The 14,567-nt window shown below is 66.1% G+C and carries 26 protein-coding genes; all 26 read right to left on the bottom strand.

What is annotated here, in order from left to right:
* Positions 1-38: 38 nt before the first annotated feature.
* The 26 genes from V5F74_RS12520 to rplC all read right to left on the bottom strand — a co-directional run bounded on the left by V5F74_RS12520 (position 39) and on the right by rplC (position 14,549).
* Positions 39-1,055 (bottom strand): DNA-directed RNA polymerase subunit alpha, encoded by a 1,017-nt coding sequence (locus V5F74_RS12520; protein ID WP_024278464.1) that lies wholly within the window; start codon positions 1,053-1,055, stop codon positions 39-41.
* 157 nt (positions 1,056-1,212) lie between these two features.
* A complete protein-coding gene (rpsK, locus tag V5F74_RS12515) occupies positions 1,213-1,602 on the bottom strand; it encodes a 30S ribosomal protein S11 (RefSeq protein ID WP_024278463.1) in 390 nt (129 codons plus the stop codon).
* A 122-nt stretch (positions 1,603-1,724) separates the two neighbouring features.
* Complete coding sequence (gene rpsM / locus V5F74_RS12510; RefSeq protein WP_024278462.1) at positions 1,725-2,093, bottom strand: 30S ribosomal protein S13; 369 nt, start codon at positions 2,091-2,093, stop codon at positions 1,725-1,727.
* Positions 2,094-2,356: 263 nt separating this feature from the next.
* Complete coding sequence (locus tag V5F74_RS12505) at positions 2,357-2,614, bottom strand: hypothetical protein (RefSeq protein ID WP_051679305.1); 258 nt, start codon at positions 2,612-2,614, stop codon at positions 2,357-2,359.
* Between the two features lie 149 nt (positions 2,615-2,763).
* On the bottom strand, positions 2,764-3,351 hold the full coding sequence (locus V5F74_RS12500; protein WP_024278461.1) for an adenylate kinase: 588 nt from the start codon (positions 3,349-3,351) through the stop codon (positions 2,764-2,766).
* Position 3,352: 1 nt separating this feature from the next.
* Positions 3,353-4,687 carry a preprotein translocase subunit SecY gene (gene secY, locus V5F74_RS12495; protein WP_029558955.1) on the bottom strand — a complete coding sequence of 445 codons (1,335 nt, stop codon included), beginning with the start codon at positions 4,685-4,687 and terminating at the stop codon, positions 3,353-3,355.
* Between the two features lie 515 nt (positions 4,688-5,202).
* The gene (rplO, locus tag V5F74_RS12490; protein ID WP_029558956.1) at positions 5,203-5,679 is read right to left on the bottom strand and encodes a 50S ribosomal protein L15; all 477 of its coding nucleotides are present in this window, start codon (positions 5,677-5,679) and stop codon (positions 5,203-5,205) included.
* A 10-nt stretch (positions 5,680-5,689) separates the two neighbouring features.
* Positions 5,690-5,872: a 50S ribosomal protein L30 gene (rpmD, locus tag V5F74_RS12485; RefSeq protein ID WP_024278458.1), complete on the bottom strand. Its 183-nt coding sequence runs from the start codon at positions 5,870-5,872 to the stop codon at positions 5,690-5,692.
* A 30-nt stretch (positions 5,873-5,902) separates the two neighbouring features.
* Positions 5,903-6,460, bottom strand: a complete 558-nt coding sequence (gene rpsE, locus V5F74_RS12480; RefSeq protein WP_024278457.1) for a 30S ribosomal protein S5 — start codon at positions 6,458-6,460, stop codon at positions 5,903-5,905.
* A 17-nt stretch (positions 6,461-6,477) separates the two neighbouring features.
* A complete protein-coding gene (gene rplR, locus V5F74_RS12475; protein WP_024278456.1) occupies positions 6,478-6,840 on the bottom strand; it encodes a 50S ribosomal protein L18 in 363 nt (120 codons plus the stop codon).
* A 12-nt stretch (positions 6,841-6,852) separates the two neighbouring features.
* Positions 6,853-7,386 carry a 50S ribosomal protein L6 gene (rplF, locus tag V5F74_RS12470; RefSeq protein ID WP_024278455.1) on the bottom strand — a complete coding sequence of 178 codons (534 nt, stop codon included), beginning with the start codon at positions 7,384-7,386 and terminating at the stop codon, positions 6,853-6,855.
* 14 nt (positions 7,387-7,400) lie between these two features.
* A complete protein-coding gene (gene rpsH, locus V5F74_RS12465; protein ID WP_024278454.1) occupies positions 7,401-7,799 on the bottom strand; it encodes a 30S ribosomal protein S8 in 399 nt (132 codons plus the stop codon).
* Positions 7,800-7,809: 10 nt separating this feature from the next.
* A complete protein-coding gene (gene rpsN / locus V5F74_RS12460; protein WP_024278453.1) occupies positions 7,810-8,115 on the bottom strand; it encodes a 30S ribosomal protein S14 in 306 nt (101 codons plus the stop codon).
* A 145-nt stretch (positions 8,116-8,260) separates the two neighbouring features.
* Positions 8,261-8,818, bottom strand: coding sequence for a 50S ribosomal protein L5 (rplE, locus tag V5F74_RS12455; protein WP_029558957.1), 558 nt, complete (start codon positions 8,816-8,818; stop codon positions 8,261-8,263).
* On the bottom strand, positions 8,811-9,128 hold the full coding sequence (gene rplX / locus V5F74_RS12450; protein ID WP_029558958.1) for a 50S ribosomal protein L24: 318 nt from the start codon (positions 9,126-9,128) through the stop codon (positions 8,811-8,813). The genes rplE and rplX overlap by 8 nt, the downstream gene beginning before the upstream one ends.
* The gene (rplN, locus tag V5F74_RS12445) at positions 9,128-9,496 is read right to left on the bottom strand and encodes a 50S ribosomal protein L14 (protein WP_024278450.1); all 369 of its coding nucleotides are present in this window, start codon (positions 9,494-9,496) and stop codon (positions 9,128-9,130) included. Before rplN ends, rplX begins: the two co-directional genes overlap by 1 nt.
* 192 nt (positions 9,497-9,688) lie before the next feature.
* Entirely contained in the window at positions 9,689-9,937 is a 249-nt protein-coding gene (gene rpsQ, locus V5F74_RS12440; RefSeq protein WP_024278449.1) for a 30S ribosomal protein S17, read from the bottom strand.
* Positions 9,938-9,944: 7 nt separating this feature from the next.
* On the bottom strand, positions 9,945-10,157 hold the full coding sequence (rpmC, locus tag V5F74_RS12435) for a 50S ribosomal protein L29 (protein ID WP_024278448.1): 213 nt from the start codon (positions 10,155-10,157) through the stop codon (positions 9,945-9,947).
* Positions 10,158-10,167: 10 nt separating this feature from the next.
* Positions 10,168-10,581 carry a 50S ribosomal protein L16 gene (rplP, locus tag V5F74_RS12430; protein ID WP_024278447.1) on the bottom strand — a complete coding sequence of 138 codons (414 nt, stop codon included), beginning with the start codon at positions 10,579-10,581 and terminating at the stop codon, positions 10,168-10,170.
* 29 nt (positions 10,582-10,610) lie between these two features.
* Positions 10,611-11,363, bottom strand: a complete 753-nt coding sequence (gene rpsC, locus V5F74_RS12425) for a 30S ribosomal protein S3 (protein ID WP_024278446.1) — start codon at positions 11,361-11,363, stop codon at positions 10,611-10,613.
* Positions 11,363-11,743, bottom strand: coding sequence for a 50S ribosomal protein L22 (gene rplV, locus V5F74_RS12420; protein WP_038193664.1), 381 nt, complete (start codon positions 11,741-11,743; stop codon positions 11,363-11,365). The genes rpsC and rplV overlap by 1 nt, the downstream gene beginning before the upstream one ends.
* Positions 11,744-11,749: 6 nt before the next feature.
* Positions 11,750-12,028 (bottom strand): 30S ribosomal protein S19, encoded by a 279-nt coding sequence (rpsS, locus tag V5F74_RS12415; protein ID WP_024278444.1) that lies wholly within the window; start codon positions 12,026-12,028, stop codon positions 11,750-11,752.
* 11 nt (positions 12,029-12,039) lie between these two features.
* Positions 12,040-12,873 (bottom strand): 50S ribosomal protein L2, encoded by an 834-nt coding sequence (rplB, locus tag V5F74_RS12410; protein ID WP_029558960.1) that lies wholly within the window; start codon positions 12,871-12,873, stop codon positions 12,040-12,042.
* Between the two features lie 25 nt (positions 12,874-12,898).
* Complete coding sequence (locus tag V5F74_RS12405; protein WP_024278442.1) at positions 12,899-13,204, bottom strand: 50S ribosomal protein L23; 306 nt, start codon at positions 13,202-13,204, stop codon at positions 12,899-12,901.
* Positions 13,201-13,821 (bottom strand): 50S ribosomal protein L4, encoded by a 621-nt coding sequence (rplD, locus tag V5F74_RS12400; RefSeq protein WP_024278441.1) that lies wholly within the window; start codon positions 13,819-13,821, stop codon positions 13,201-13,203. Before rplD ends, V5F74_RS12405 begins: the two co-directional genes overlap by 4 nt.
* Positions 13,821-14,549: a 50S ribosomal protein L3 gene (rplC, locus tag V5F74_RS12395; protein ID WP_024278440.1), complete on the bottom strand. Its 729-nt coding sequence runs from the start codon at positions 14,547-14,549 to the stop codon at positions 13,821-13,823. Before rplC ends, rplD begins: the two co-directional genes overlap by 1 nt.
* Positions 14,550-14,567 lie beyond the last annotated feature (18 nt).

Here is a 14,567-nt window from a genome sequence, read left to right as displayed (position 1 = left end):
GAAAGGGGTCGGGGCAGCGGGCCGCCCCGGATTGCGGATCAGTAGTGCTCCTCGAAGCGCTTGGCCAGCTCTTCGATGTTCTCGGGCGGCCAGCCGGGCACTTCCATGCCGAGGTGCAGGCCGAGGGAGGCGAGCACCTCCTTGATCTCGTTGAGCGACTTCCGGCCGAAATTCGGCGTGCGGAGCATCTCCGTCTCGCTCTTCTGGATCAGGTCGCCGATGTAGACGATGTTGTCGTTCTTCAGGCAGTTGGCCGAACGGACGGAGAGCTCGAGCTCGTCCACCTTCTTCAGCAGCGCCGGAGAGAACGGCAGCGTCTGGATCGCGGTCGCCTCGCTCTCGCGCTTGGGCTCCTCGAAGTTGACGAAGATCTCCAGCTGGTCCTGCAGGATGCGGGCGGCATAGGCCAGCGCGTCCTCGGCCGTGATCGAGCCGTTGGTTTCGATCTGGAGCGTCAGCTTGTCATAGTCGAGAATCTGGCCCTCACGGGTGTTCTCGACCTTGTAGGAGACTTTGCGCACTGGCGAGTAGAGGCTGTCGATCGGGATCAGGCCGATCGGAGCGTCCTCGGGACGGTTGCGGTCGGCGGCCACGTAGCCCTTGCCGGTATCGACCGTGAACTCGATGCGCAGCTCCGCGCCCTCGTCGAGGGTGCAGATGGGCAGATGCGGGTTCAGGATCTGCACGTCGCCGACGGTCTGGATGTCGCCGGCCACCAGCACGCCGGGGCCGGTCTTCTTGGCCACCATGCGCTTCGGGCCATCGCCCTGCATCTTGATGGCCACATCCTTCACGTTGAGGATGATGTCCGTCACGTCCTCACGCACGCCGGGGATCGACGAGAACTCGTGCAGCACGCCGTCGATGTGGATCGAGGTCACCGCCGCGCCCTGCAGCGACGACAGGAGGATGCGGCGCAGGGCGTTGCCGAGGGTCATGCCGAAGCCACGCTCCAGCGGCTCGGCGACGACGGTCGCCAGGCGCTTGGGATCGTGGCCCGGATTGACCTGCAGCTTCTCGGGCTTGATCAGCTCTTGCCAGTTCTTCTGAATCACTTGCTTCACCTTGCTTTCTCGCCGGGCCACGGCAGCTGCCGGGGTGGTGAGCCTCAACCGGAGGCCGTCCACCAGAAGCCTGGCCCGTCCCGCTCGGGGGAGGAGAAACCGGGCTTGATCCCCGCGGACCGGGGTCCGCGGAGGAACGAAGAGCGGATCAGACGCGACGGCGCTTGCGCGGACGGCAGCCGTTGTGCGGGATCGGCGTCACGTCGCGGATGGAGGTGACGAGGAAGCCTGCCGCCTGCAGCGCGCGAAGAGCGGACTCACGGCCGGAACCCGGACCGCAGACTTCCACTTCCAGGGTGCGCATGCCGTGCTCGGCCGCCTTGCGGGCCGCATCCTCGGCCGCGACCTGCGCGGCGTACGGGGTGGACTTGCGCGAGCCCTTGAAGCCCATGGCGCCGGCCGAGGACCAGGAGATGGTGTTGCCCTGGGCGTCGGTGATGGTGATCATGGTGTTGTTGAACGAGGCGTTCACATGCGCCACGCCGGAGGCGATGTTCTTGCGCTCGCGGCGCTTCACGCGTGTTGCTTCTTTAGCCATCTGTCTCTCAGATCCTTCAGGCGCGCCCGTAACTCCAGGCGCTCGGGATGGCCCTTGACGGGCCGGTCAACGGGGAAAGGCCGGCTTGGCCGGCCTCCCCAATTCTCAAGCCTTGCGGCCGATCACTTCTTCTTGCCGGCGATCGGCTTCGCCGGACCCTTGCGGGTGCGGGCGTTGGTGTGGGTGCGCTGGCCGCGCACGGGCAGGCCGCGGCGATGACGCAGGCCGCGGTAGCAGCCGAGGTCCATGAGGCGCTTGATGTTCATCGCCACTTCGCGGCGCAGGTCGCCTTCCACGATGTAGTCGCGGTCGATGGTCTCGCGGATCTGCAGCACTTCCTGGTCGGTCAGCTGGTTCACGCGACGCTCGGCGGGAATGCCCACCTTCTCGACGATCTCTTCAGCCTTCTTGGGGCCGATGCCGTGGATGTACTGGAGCGCGATGACGACGCGCTTGTTGGTCGGGATGTTGACGCCTGCAATACGAGCCACTGCGCTCTCCATGTGCGCCGGAGCCCGAAGACCGCCGGCCGGTTGTTGTCCCCGCGTCCGGTGGAGGCCGGCCCATGCGGGATATTGACGAAAGCTGCCCCGGATACGACAAAGCTACCGCCCTGTCCGACCCTTCCGGGTGGACCGAACGGCACCTGTTCCGAAGCGAGGGAGTGCCCATAGCGGAGATTCCACGATGGGTCAAGGGCGTAAGGCGCTTCGGCCCCGCTCCAGCCCTGCCAAGTCCGTGAGGACCTGCCGAGTCAGAGAGCCGCGATTTGCTCGGCCGCCCCTTGCGCATCGCCGGAACCGGCCGGAAGCCCGATCTCGCGTTCGGTGATGCCCTCGAGCAGCGCCCGCAGGGCGGCCACGTCCGCCCCTTCCGTCCACGCCCGGGCGACCACGCCGACATAGCCGTCGTATTCGTCGCGCGCCTGCGGGATGCCTCGCACGCCGATCGGGTCCCAAACTTCGATCAGGATCTGCCGGATCGAGCCCATCACGGCTTTCACGCCGTCCATAACCATACCCTCGCGCCGGCAGGCAAGGTGCCCCTTCGCCCTTGCCCCGACAAGCCCGCCAAACGGAAAGGCCCCTCCCGCCGTCCGGCGGAAGGGGCCCTGATCCATGACAGCTTGATCCATGACACGAGGGCAGGACCCCCCTGCCCTCACACCGCCTCGGCGAGCACCCCGTCGATGGCGGCGGTGACCTGATCGATGGGCGCCATGCCGTCGATCTGCTTCAGCTGGCCGCGCGCCTTGTAGTAGGGCGCCACGACAGCGGTGTCGCGATTGTAGGCTTCCAGGCGGGTCTTGAAGACCACCGGATCATCATCCTTGCGCACCGGCTCGCCCTTGGCGGCGGCCTCTGCGGCACGGTTGAGGATGCGGTTGACCAGCTTTTCCTGGTCCACCACCAGCTCGATCACCGCGTCGAGCTTGAGGCCCTTCTCGGTGAGCAGATGGTCCAGCGCCTCGGCCTGCGCCACCGTGCGCGGGAAGCCGTCGAGGATGAAACCATTCTTCGCGTCCGCCTCGCCGATGCGCTCGGCGATGATGCCGATGACGATCTCGTCGGAGACCAGCCCGCCGGCATCCATCACCGCCTTCGCCTTCAGCCCCACCGGCGTACCCGCGGCAACCGCCGCGCGCAGCATGTCTCCGGTGGAAAGCTGGACGATGCCGTGACGGGCCACCAGCCGCTGTGCCTGAGTTCCCTTGCCTGCCCCGGGCGGGCCCAACAGCACCAGCCTCATATTACTTCCTCCTCCCCCCGCGCAGCTTGGCCTTCTTGACCAGTCCTTCGTACTGGTGGGCCAACAGATGTCCCTGGATCTGGGACACGGTGTCCATGGTCACGCTGACCACGATCAGAAGCGACGTTCCTCCGAAATAGAACGGAAGAGAGGCGTAGGAAATCAGCAGTTCGGGGAAGAGGCAAACCGCCGCAATGTAGGCGGCGCCCACGACGGTGATGCGGGTGAGCACATAGTCGATGTATTCGGCCGTGCGCTCGCCCGGACGGATGCCCGGAATGAAGCCGCCGTGCTTCTTCAGATTGTCCGCCGTCTCCACCGGATTGAACACGATCGCGGTGTAGAAGAAGCAGAAGAACACGATCAGCGCCACATACAGCACCATGTAGAGCGGGCGCCCGTGGCCGATGTAGGTCGTGACGGTCTGCAGCCACTCCGGCCCCGAGCCCTGCATGAAGCTGGCGATGGTGGTGGGAATGAGCAGCAGCGAGGAGGCGAAGATCGGCGGGATGACGCCCGACGTGTTCAGCTTCAGCGGCAGATGCGAGGACTGGCCCTCGTAGATGCGGTTGCCCACCTGGCGCTTGGGATACTGGATCAGCAGCCGGCGCTGGGCGCGCTCCATGAACACGATGAAGGCGATGACGACCACGGCCATCACCAGCATGCCGAGAATCACCACCGTGGAGATGGCGCCCTCGCGGCCGAGTTCCAGCGTGCGCACGAACGCGCCTGGCAGCTCGGCGACGATGCCGGCGAAGATGATGAGCGAGGTGCCGTTGCCGATGCCGCGCGAGGTGATCTGCTCACCCAGCCACATCAGGAACATGGTGCCGCCGGTGAGCGTCAGGACCGTGGAGATGCGGAAGAACCAGCCGGGCTCCGCCACCACGCTGCCCGAACCCTCGAGGCCGACGGCGATGCCGTAGGCCTGGAACAGGGCCAGCACGACGGTGAGGTAGCGGGTGTACTGGTTAAGCTGCTTGCGGCCCGCCTCGCCTTCCTTCTTCAGCGCCTCCAGCGTCGGCGAGACGCTGGTGAGGAGCTGGATGATGATGGAGGCGGAGATGTACGGCATGATGTTCAGGGCGAAGATGGCCATGCGCTGCACGGCGCCGCCCGAGAACATGTTGAAGAGGCCGATGATTCCCTGCTGGGCGTTCTTGAAGACGTCCGCCAGCGCGTCCGGATTGATGCCGGGCATGGGGATGTAGGTGCCGAGCCGATAGACGAGAAGCGCGCCGAGGGTGAACCAGATGCGCTTCTTCAGCTCCTCGGCCTTGCCGAGGGCACCGAAATTGAGGTTCGCCGCGAGTTGTTCCGCCGCCGAGACCATGCCTTGCTCCGATGGACGCCACCCTGGTGGGCGGCCCTTATATGAGGGCGCAACGCTCGGGTGCCAAGGCAGAGGGGCCAGGCGGAGGGACAAGGGCTCCCCGCCGACGGTCCGGTACCAGGCTCCCTTGCCGAGGCGCTGGACCCTTGGCGGGAGTGCCATGGGCCGCTGCCCGGGCGCGTCCTGGACGGAAGGTCCGGAACGGAGCGTTGGGGCAAACTGGGGCCGGCGCGACGGAAGGCCGCAGGCCGGCAGGAAAGCCGGTTCCGCCCGGTGGCGCGCCACCCGGGCGCGCGGGAGCGATCCCGACTCGGGCGCTTGAGGCCAAGAGGGCCATCGCGCCCGTCACACCTTCGGCGGCACCGGAGCGTCACCTGAACCCGAGCGCCAGAACGGACGCCCGAGACGCGAAGACCCGGCCTTGTGCCGGGCATCCGCAAGAGGTTGGTCCGAACATGGGTTCGGCGCGGCGGCATGAAGCCCCGCGCCGTCCCCTGTTCCGGATCAGCCTCGGCTCACTCGGCCTCGACGGCCGCCGCGAGCATGCTCACCGAGCCACCGGCCTTCTCCACGGCGGCGACGGCGGACTTGGTGGCGTAGGCCACCTCCAGCGTCACCTTGGCGGAGAGCTCACCGGTGCCGAGCACGCGCACACCATCCTTCACCCGGCGCAGCACGCCGGCGGTGACGAGGGCGGCCTCGGTCACGGGCTGGCCCGCGTCGAGACGGCCGGCATCGACCGCAGCCTGGATCTTGGCGAGGGAGACCTCGTTGTAGTCCAGACGGAAGATGTTGTGGAAGCCGCGCTTCGGCAGGCGACGATGCAGCGGCATCTGGCCGCCCTCGAAGCCCTTGATGGCGACGCCGGTCCGGGCCTTCTGGCCCTTCACGCCGCGACCTGCGGTCTTGCCCTTGCCGGAGCCGATGCCCCGGCCCACGCGCATCCGCTTCTTGCGGGCGCCGGGATTGTCCCTGATTTCGTCGAGCTTCATGTCCCGCTCCTCACTCGACCACACGGACGAGGTGGGCGACCTTGGCGATCATGCCGCGGACGGCCGGGGTATCCTTGAGAGTGGAGCGGCGGTGCCGCTTGTTCAGCCCGAGACCGACGAGAGTGGCCTCCTGGTCGAACGGGCGGCGGATCGGCGAGCCGATCTGCTCCACGGTGATGGTCTTGTCGCTCATGGCGCAATCCTATCCTTCGGCCTGCGCCGCTCAGTCGGTCGCTTCCGCGTCTTCGACGCGGCGGCGGGACTGGAGCTGGGAGACCTTGATGCCGCGACGCGCAGCGACGGAGCGCGGCGAGTCCTGGTTCTTCAGGGCGTCGAAGGTGGCGCGCACCATGTTGTAGGGGTTGGAAGACCCGAAGGACTTCGCCACCACATCGTGCATGCCGAGGGTTTCGAACACCGCGCGCATCGGGCCGCCGGCGATGATGCCGGTACCCGCCGGGGCGGCGCGAAGCACCACCTTGCCGGCGCCGTGGTGACCATGCACGTCGTGATGCAGGGTCCGGCCTTCGCGCAGCGGCACGCGGATGAGAGCGCGCTTGGCGCTCTCGGTGGCCTTGCGGATCGCCTCCGGCACCTCACGGGCCTTGCCGTGGCCGAAGCCGACGCGGCCCTTCTGGTCACCCACCACCACCAGGGCAGCGAAGCCGAAACGACGGCCGCCCTTCACCACCTTGGCGACGCGGTTGATGTGGACCAGCTTGTCCACGAACGTATTGTCGCGGTCCTCGCGCTCGTGGCGCTGTTCCCGTTCACGGGCCATGTTCGCTCGTCCTTGCGTCAGAACTGAAGGCCGCCTTCGCGGGCGCCCTCAGCGAGCGCCTTGACGCGCCCATGATAGATGTATGCGCCACGATCGAAGACGACCGCAGTCACGCCCTTGGCCATCGCCCGCTCGGCAACAAGCTTGCCGATCGTCTTGGCGGCCTCGGTGTCCGCACCGGTCTTCAGCGACCCGCGCAGGTCCTTCTCAAGGCTCGACGCGGCGGCGAGAGTCTCGCCTTTCGCATCGTCGATGACCTGCGCATAGATGTGCTGCGAGGTCCGGTGCACCGACAGGCGCGGACGCCCGTTCGCAGCAACGCGGATCGCACGGCGCACCTTGGCCTTGCGGCGCGCCTGCGCCTCCAAATCCTTAGCCATGGTTCGCCTCCGTCACTTCTTCTTGCCTTCCTTGCGGAAGATGAATTCGCCGGCATACTTGACGCCCTTGCCCTTGTAGGGCTCGGGGCCACGGAACTCGCGGATCTCCGCCGCCACCTGGCCGACCTTCTGGCGGTCGATGCCCGTGACCACCACTTCGGTGGGCTTGGGGGTGACGATCTGGATGCCCTCGGGGATCGCGTAGATCACGTCGTGGCTGTAGCCGAGCGAGAGGTTCAGGTTCTTGCCCTGCACCGCCGCCTTGTAGCCGACGCCGGTGATCTCGAGCTTCTTCTCGAAGCCCTTGGTCACGCCTTCGACCAGGTTGGAGACCAGCGTGCGGGACATGCCCCACATGGCCTTGTGACGGGAGGTCTCGCCGTTCATCGAGAGCTTGATTTCCGAGCCCTCGATCTTGGCGGCGATCTCTTCCACCAGGATCACTTCCAGGGCGCCCTTGGGGCCCTTTACCTTCACCGTCTGTCCGTCCAGGCTGGCGGTGACGCCGGCCGGAATGGCGACGGGCAGCTTGCCGATCTTCGACATCTTGTCCTCCGTCGTCAGAACACGGTGAAGAGCACTTCGCCGCCGACGTTCTTGTCGCGGGCTTCGTGGTCGGCCATCACGCCCTGGGGCGTGGAGACGACGGCGATGCCGAGACCGTTGGCGACGCGGGGAAGGTTCTTGACCGCCGCATAGACGCGACGGCCGGGCTTCGACACGCGGGAGATCTCGCGGATCACCGGCGTTCCGTCGAAATACTTCAGCTCGATCTCGAACTCGGTCCGGCCATTGCCGTGATCGGTCGAGGTGTAGCCGCGGATGTAGCCCTCGTCGCGCAGGACATCGAGGACCGAGGCGCGCAGACGCGAGCCGGGGGTCGAGGTCTTGTCCTTGCGGCGCATCTGGGCGTTGCGGATGCGGGTGATCAGATCGCCGATGGGATCAGTTACAGCCATCGTTCCCTCCTCACCAGCTCGACTTCACGAGGCCAGGAACCATGCCCTGGTTACCCAGCTCGCGCAGCGCGATACGGCTCATCTTGAGCTTGCGGTAGAAGGCACGCGGACGGCCAGTCACCTCGCAGCGGTTGCGGATCCGGATCTTCGCGCCGTTGCGCGGCATTTCCGCCAGCTTGAGGGTCGCCTGGAAGCGCTCCTCGATCGGCAGGGTCTTGTCATTCACGATCGCCTTCAGACGCGCGCGCTTCGCCGCCTGGCCAGTGGCCAGCTTGCGGCGGCGCTCGTTCGTCTCGATCGCGCTTTTCTTCGCCATCTTAAGCTCCTGTTCTCCGCGTCTGAGCAGCTCGACCTGAGCCCCTCACGGCCGGAAAATCACATCCTCACTCGTCTCGTCGTCCGGCCCCGGCCATGAGCCGGAACCGAAGAGGCGCTTCGAGCGAAGCGCCTCTCATACCCGCTCACTGGCGGAAGGGGAAGTTGAAGGCCTTCAGAAGCGCGCGGGCTTCCTCATCGGTCTTCGCCGTGGTGCACACGATGATGTCCATGCCCCAGATCTGCTCGACGCGGTCGTAGTTGATCTCGGGGAACACGATGTGCTCCTTCACGCCCATGGCATAGTTGCCGCGGCCGTCGAAGCTCTTCGGGTTCAGGCCGCGGAAGTCGCGGACGCGGGGCAGAGCCACGGTCACGAGGCGGTCCATGAACTCGTACATGCGGGTCTTGCGAAGGGTGACCTTCGCGCCGACCGGCTGGTTCTCGCGCAGCTTGAAGTTCGAGATCGCCTTGCGGGCCCGGGTGATGACCGGCTTCTGGCCGGCGATCTGGGCGAGGTCCGCAGCGGCGGTCGTCACCTTCTTGGTGTCGGCGGTGGCTTCGCCCACGCCCATGTTGATGACGATCTTGTCGATGACCGGCACTTCCATGGGGTTCTTGTAGCCGAACTGCTCGATCATCTTCGGCCGCACCACCTCTTCATAGAAGGTGCGCAGCCGCGCGTTGTAGGTCGCCTCAGCCATCGATCCTCTCCCCGGAACGCTTGGCCACGCGGACCTTGCGTCCGTCATCCAGCACCTCGAAGCCGACGCGGGTCGGCTTGCCGTCCTTGGGGTCGGCAATGGCGACGTTCGACAGGTGGATGGGAGCCTCCTTGGAGATGATCCCGCCTTCCTGGTTCGCCGACTGGCGCTGGTGACGCTTCACGATATTCACGCCGCGCACGAGAGCCTTCTCGTCCTTCGGCATCACCTGAATGACCTCGCCGGTGCGGCCCTTGTCGCGGCCGGCGAGGACGACGACCTTGTCGCCCTTCTTGATCTTCGCGGCCATCACAGCACCTCCGGCGCCAGCGAGATGATCTTCATGTGGTTCTTGGAGCGCAGCTCGCGCGGAACCGGTCCGAAGATGCGGGTGCCCACCGGCTCCTTGTTGTTGTTGATCAGCACGGCCGCGTTCTTGTCGAAGCGGATGACCGAGCCGTCCACGCGACGGATGTCCTTGGCGGTGCGAACCACCACGGCCTTCATCACGTCGCCCTTCTTCACGCGGCCGCGCGGGATCGCCTCCTTGACGGACACCACGATGATGTCGCCGACGTGGGCATACTTCCGCTTCGAGCCGCCAAGTACCTTGATGCACATGACGCGACGGGCGCCGGAATTGTCCGCCACGTCGAGATTGGTCTGCATCTGGATCATGACGCACCTGTTCTCGTCATCCAGCGCCGCCGGCGCACCGGCATTGCCTCAACCCTTGTTCGCCGTGCCCGCTCATCGGAACACGGTGTTGCCGCGGTGCGGTCTCCACTCGATCCCCCCTTGGGACGATCGACGGACCCGGCACCGGAGCCCTCCCGGCCGGACGATCCATCCGGACGGGAAACTCTCTTATCAGACCTCGGCGCGCTTTTCGCCCTGGATCACGATCCAGTTCTTCAGCTTCGAGATCGGACGGTGCTCCTCGATCCACACCGTATCGCCCACGTGCCAGTTATTGGCCTCATCGTGGGCATGATACTTCTTGGACCGCCGCACGGTCTTCTTGAGCAGCGGGTGGGTGAAGCGCCGCTCCACCCGGACCACCACGGTCTTGTCAGTCTTGTCGCTCACCACGACGCCCTGGAGCACGCGCTTCGGCATCGCTTCCTCACTTCGCCTTCTGCACCGGCGAACCGGTGCGCTTGTCGGTCTGCACGGTCTTGATCCGCGCGATGTCGCGGCGGATCTGCTTGGACCGCGCGGTATTCTCGAGCTGGCCTGTCGCCTTCTGGAAGCGCAGGTTGAACTGCTCCTTCTTCAGCTTCAGCAGCTCATCAGCGAGCTGATCGGGGCTGAGGGCCCGAACGTCCTCGGCTTTCATGAGCCTCTCCTCACTCGGCGATGCGCTGGATGAAGCGCGTCTTGATGGGCAGCTTGGCCGCCGCGAGGGTCAGCGCCTCGCGAGCGAGCTCGACGCTTACCCCATCGATCTCGAACATGATACGGCCCGGCTTGACGCGGGCCGCCCAATACTCGGGCGCGCCCTTGCCCTTGCCCATACGGACTTCCGTGGGCTTGGCCGACACCGGGACGTCGGGGAACACCCGGATCCAGACGCGTCCGGCGCGCTTCATGTGGCGGGTGAGCGCGCGGCGGGCCGCCTCGATCTGGCGGGCAGTCACGCGCTCCGGCTCGACGGCCTTGAGGCCGAACTCGCCGAAGTTCAATTCCGTGCCGCCCTTGGCAACGCCGTGAATGCGTCCCTTGAACTGCTTGCGGAACTTGGTGCGCTTGGGTTGCAGCATGGCTTGATCGCCTTCTCTCTAGCCGGCCGTCAAGCCCGGGAGCCGCGGTCGCCGCGGTCGCCACGATCGCGGTCACCGCGCTCGCGACGCTGGGGACGCGACGACGGACCAGCTTCCTGTTCGGCCTGGCGCTTGTCCTGCGCCATGGGGTCGTGCTCGAGGATCTCGCCCTTGAACACCCACACCTTGACACCGCAGGTGCCGTAGGTGGTGAAGGCGGTGGCGGTGCCGTAGTCCACGTCCGCACGCAGGGTGTGCAGCGGAACGCGGCCTTCGCGGTACCATTCGAGGCGCGCGATCTCAGCGCCGCCGAGACGGCCCGAGCAATTGATGCGGATGCCCTCCGCGCCGAGGCGCATGGCGGACTGCACGGCGCGCTTCATGGCGCGCCGGAAGGCCACGCGGCGCTCCAGCTGCTGGGCGATGGACTCGGCGACAAGGCGCGCGTCGATTTCCGGCTTCCGGATCTCGACGATGTTGATGAAGACTTCCGAGTTGGTCATCTCGGAGACCTTCTTGCGCAGCTTGTCGATGTCCGCGCCCTTCTTGCCGATGACCACGCCCGGACGACCCGAGTAGATGGTCACGCGGCACTTCTTGTGCGGGCGCTCGATCACCACCTTGGACACCGCCGCCTGCTTGAGCTGCTTCATCAGCATCTCGCGGATCTTGATGTCCTCGTGGAGCAGCTTGCCGTATTCGCCCTTGTTGGCGAACCAGCGGCTGTCCCACGTGCGGTTGATGCCGAGCCGGAGCCCGACCGGATTGACCTTTTGACCCATCAGGCCCGCTCCTCGACTTCCCGCACCACGATGGTGATGTGGGCAAAGGGCTTCTCGATGCGCGAGGCGCGACCGCGCGCCCGCGGCGAGAACCGCTTCATGACCAGTCCCTTGCCCACGTGGGCCTCGGCGACGATGAGATCGTCGACATCCAGCTCGTGGTTGTTCTCGGCGTTGGCGATCGCGCTCTCGAGGCACTTCTTCACGTCGCGGGCGATCCGCTTGTGAGAGAACTCGAGATCGGCGAGCGCCGTCGCCACCTTCTTGCCGCGGATCAGGCCCGCGACCAGGTTGAGCTTCTGGGGCGAGACGCGCAGGTTGCGCGCCACCGCCTTGGCTTCGTTGTCCGCGAGCGCGCGGGGCTTTGCCTGCTTACCCATGACCGATCACCGCCGCTTCGACTTCTTGTCGGCCGCGTGCCCGTAGTAAGTCCGCGTCGGAGCGAACTCGCCGAACTTCTGGCCGATCATGTCCTCGGTGACATTCACGGGCACGTGCTTGTGACCGTTGTAGACGCCGAAGGTTAAGCCCACGAACTGGGGCAGAATGGTGGAGCGCCGGCTCCAGATCTTGATCACATCGCGGCGGCCCGAGCCCGCGGCAGCTTCCGCCTTCTTCAGCATGTAGCCGTCGACGAACGGGCCCTTCCAGACAGAGCGAGACATAGCTCAGGCCCTCACTTCTTGCGCTTGTGGCGGCTGGACACGATGAACTTGTCCGTCGCCTTGTTGCTGCGGGTCTTCTTGCCCTTGGTCGGGATACCCCAGGGCGTGACCGGATGACGGCCGCCCGAGGTACGGCCTTCGCCGCCGCCGTGCGGGTGATCGACCGGGTTCATGACGACACCGCGGTTATGCGGCATCCGCCCGAGCCAGCGGCTGCGACCCGCCTTGCCCAGCGAGATGTTCATGTGGTCCGGGTTGGAGACCGCGCCCACGGTGGCGTAGCACGCACCGTGCACGAGGCGCTGCTCGCCGGAGTTCAGGCGCACGATCACGTAGCCCTCGTCGCGACCCACGATCTGCGCGTAGGTGCCGGCGGAGCGGGCGATCTGGCCACCCTTGCCGATCTTCAGCTCGACGTTGTGCACGATCGTGCCCACCGGGAGCGAGGACAGCGGGCCGGCATTGCCGGGCTTCACGTCCACGCTGTCGCCGGCGATCACCTGATCGCCCACGGCCAGGCGCTGCGGCGCCAGGATGTAGGCCAGCTCACCGTCCTCGTACTTGAGGAGGGCGATGAACGAGGTGCGGTTCGGATCGTATTCCAGCCGCTCCACCGTCGCCGGCATCCCGCGCTTGAGGCGCTTGAAGTCGACCAGACGGTAGGTCTGCTTGTGGCCGCCGCCGCGGAAGCGGACGGTGATGCGGCCATTGTTGTTGCGTCCGCCCGAGGAGCTCTTGCCCTCGGTCAGGGTCTTGACCGGCTTGCCCTTGTAGAGGCCGGAGCGGTCCACGATCACGAGCTGGCGAAGGCTCGGCGTGACCGGCTTGAAATGCTTCAGCGCCATGGTCTTATTCCGTTCCCCTCGGCTCTCAGAGGCCCGTGGTGATGTCGATCTTCTGGCCCTCTTCGAGGGTCACGACCGCCTTCTTGACGTCGCTCTGGACGCCCTTGCGGCCCTTGAAGATCTTCGTCTTGCCCTTGCGGACCAGCGTATTCACGCTCTTCACCTTCACGTCGAAAAGCTTCTCCACGGCCTCCTTGATGGAAGGCTTGGTGGCAGTCTTCGCGACGTTGAAGACAACCTTGTTCTGCTCGCTCGCGGTCGTCGCCTTCTCGGTGATGACGGGCGAGACGATCACGTCGTAATGACGCGGTTCGATATTGCGCGAGCTCATTTGAAGCGCGCCTCCAGCGCATCCACGGCGGCCTTGGTCAGGACCAGGGTGTCGCGGCGCAGGATGTCATAGACGTTGATGCCCTGGATGGGCAGCACGTCCACGTAGGGCAGGTTGCGCGCCGCGAGCGCGATGTTCTGCTCCACCTGGGCGCCGTCCACGAACAGCACGGACGAGATGCCGAGCTTCTCAAGCCGCTCCTTGAGCGCCTTGGTCTTGGGATCGGCGAGGTTGGCGGTGTCGAGCACGATGATCTGCTCGGCCTTCGCCTTCGACGAGAGCGCATGCTTCAGCGCGAGGGCACGGACCTTCTTCGGCAGGTCGATGGCGTGCGAACGCACCACCGGGCCGAAGGCACGACCGCCGCCGCGGAACTGCGGAGCGGACGCGGCGCCGTGACGGGCGTTGCCGGTGCCCTTCTGCTTGTACAGCTTCTTGGACGTGCGGTTGATTTCCGAACGACCCTTGGTGCGGTGCGTGCCGGCCTGGCGGCGCGAGAGCTGCCAGGTGACGCAACGGTGCAGGATGTCGGCGCGCGGCTCGAGGCCGAAGATCGCGTCCGACAGGGTCACGGAGCCGGCTTCGGAGCCGTCGAGCGTCTTGACGGTGAGTTCCATCACGCGCCCTCCTCATTGGCGGCTTCGGCGGCGGGGGCCGCGTCCGAACCGTTGCCGAGCTTGAACGCGCCGGGCTTGGGGGCCTCGGCGGGCAACCTCTTCTTCACGGCGTCGCGAACGGTGATCCAGCCACCCGCGTGGCCGGGAACGGCGCCTTCGACGGCGATGAGGCCGCGCTCGACGTCGGTCATCACGACCTTCAGGTTCTGGGTGGTGACGGTGACGTCACCCATGTGGCCGGGCATCTTCTTGTTCTTGAAGGTCTTGCCGGGGTCCTGACGGCCGCCGGTCGAACCGATCGAACGATGCGAGATGGAGACGCCGTGCGTCGCGCGAAGACCACCGAAGTTGTGGCGCTTCATGCCGCCGGCGAAACCCTTGCCGATGGTGGTGCCGGTGACGTCCACATACTGGCCCACGACGAAGTGGTCAGCGGTGATCTCGGCACCGACGGGGATGAGCCCGTCTTCCGGCACGCGGAACTCGGCCATCTTCCGCTTGGGCTCGACCTGAGCCACGGCGAAGTGGCCGCGCTCGGCGCGGGTCACGTTCTTAGGCTTGCGACGGCCAGCACCAAGCTGGACCGCAACGTAGCCATTCTTGTCGAGCGTGCGGTGGGCAACCACCTGGCAGCTCTCAACCTTCAGCACAGTGACCGGCACGTGCTCGCCAGCATCGGTGAAGATGCGGGTCATGCCGACCTTCTGTGCGATGACGCCTGACCGCATGGTCGTGTCTCCTCGCAC

The organism is Xanthobacter aminoxidans, from assembly GCF_043193615.1.
GTDB lineage: Bacteria > Pseudomonadota > Alphaproteobacteria > Rhizobiales > Xanthobacteraceae > Xanthobacter > Xanthobacter aminoxidans.
The sequence above is the reverse complement of the archived record's forward strand: the minus strand, read 5'-3'. Positions and strand labels throughout refer to the sequence as shown.

Bases quoted from the DNA above. Each gene is read 5' to 3' on its own strand.
- rpsK (WP_024278463.1), bottom strand. From the start codon at position 1,602: ATGGCTAAAGAAGCAACACGCGTGAAGCGCCGCGAGCGCAAGAACATC.
- V5F74_RS12505 (WP_051679305.1), bottom strand. From the start codon at position 2,614: ATGGACGGCGTGAAAGCCGTGATGGGCTCGATCCGGCAGATCCTGATC.
- V5F74_RS12500 (WP_024278461.1), bottom strand. From the start codon at position 3,351: ATGAGGCTGGTGCTGTTGGGCCCGCCCGGGGCAGGCAAGGGAACTCAG.
- secY (WP_029558955.1), bottom strand. From the start codon at position 4,687: ATGGTCTCGGCGGCGGAACAACTCGCGGCGAACCTCAATTTCGGTGCC.
- rplO (WP_029558956.1), bottom strand. From the start codon at position 5,679: ATGAAGCTCGACGAAATCAGGGACAATCCCGGCGCCCGCAAGAAGCGG.
- rpmD (WP_024278458.1), bottom strand. From the start codon at position 5,872: ATGAGCGACAAGACCATCACCGTGGAGCAGATCGGCTCGCCGATCCGC.
- rpsE (WP_024278457.1), bottom strand. From the start codon at position 6,460: ATGGCCCGTGAACGGGAACAGCGCCACGAGCGCGAGGACCGCGACAAT.
- rplR (WP_024278456.1), bottom strand. From the start codon at position 6,840: ATGGCTAAGGATTTGGAGGCGCAGGCGCGCCGCAAGGCCAAGGTGCGC.
- rplF (WP_024278455.1), bottom strand. From the start codon at position 7,386: ATGTCGAAGATCGGCAAGCTGCCCGTCGCCATTCCGGCCGGCGTCACC.
- rpsH (WP_024278454.1), bottom strand. From the start codon at position 7,799: ATGGCTGTAACTGATCCCATCGGCGATCTGATCACCCGCATCCGCAAC.
- rpsN (WP_024278453.1), bottom strand. From the start codon at position 8,115: ATGGCGAAGAAAAGCGCGATCGAGACGAACGAGCGCCGCCGCAAGCTG.
- rplE (WP_029558957.1), bottom strand. From the start codon at position 8,818: ATGGCTGAGGCGACCTACAACGCGCGGCTGCGCACCTTCTATGAAGAG.
- rplX (WP_029558958.1), bottom strand. From the start codon at position 9,128: ATGGCCGCGAAGATCAAGAAGGGCGACAAGGTCGTCGTCCTCGCCGGC.
- rplN (WP_024278450.1), bottom strand. From the start codon at position 9,496: ATGATCCAGATGCAGACCAATCTCGACGTGGCGGACAATTCCGGCGCC.
- rpsQ (WP_024278449.1), bottom strand. From the start codon at position 9,937: ATGCCGAAGCGCGTGCTCCAGGGCGTCGTGGTGAGCGACAAGACTGAC.
- rpmC (WP_024278448.1), bottom strand. From the start codon at position 10,157: ATGAAAGCCGAGGACGTTCGGGCCCTCAGCCCCGATCAGCTCGCTGAT.
- rplP (WP_024278447.1), bottom strand. From the start codon at position 10,581: ATGCTGCAACCCAAGCGCACCAAGTTCCGCAAGCAGTTCAAGGGACGC.
- rpsC (WP_024278446.1), bottom strand. From the start codon at position 11,363: ATGGGTCAAAAGGTCAATCCGGTCGGGCTCCGGCTCGGCATCAACCGC.
- rplV (WP_038193664.1), bottom strand. From the start codon at position 11,743: ATGGGTAAGCAGGCAAAGCCCCGCGCGCTCGCGGACAACGAAGCCAAG.
- rpsS (WP_024278444.1), bottom strand. From the start codon at position 12,028: ATGTCTCGCTCTGTCTGGAAGGGCCCGTTCGTCGACGGCTACATGCTG.
- rplB (WP_029558960.1), bottom strand. From the start codon at position 12,873: ATGGCGCTGAAGCATTTCAAGCCGGTCACGCCGAGCCTTCGCCAGCTC.
- V5F74_RS12405 (WP_024278442.1), bottom strand. From the start codon at position 13,204: ATGAGCTCGCGCAATATCGAACCGCGTCATTACGACGTGATCGTCTCG.
- rplD (WP_024278441.1), bottom strand. From the start codon at position 13,821: ATGGAACTCACCGTCAAGACGCTCGACGGCTCCGAAGCCGGCTCCGTG.
- rplC (WP_024278440.1), bottom strand. From the start codon at position 14,549: ATGCGGTCAGGCGTCATCGCACAGAAGGTCGGCATGACCCGCATCTTC.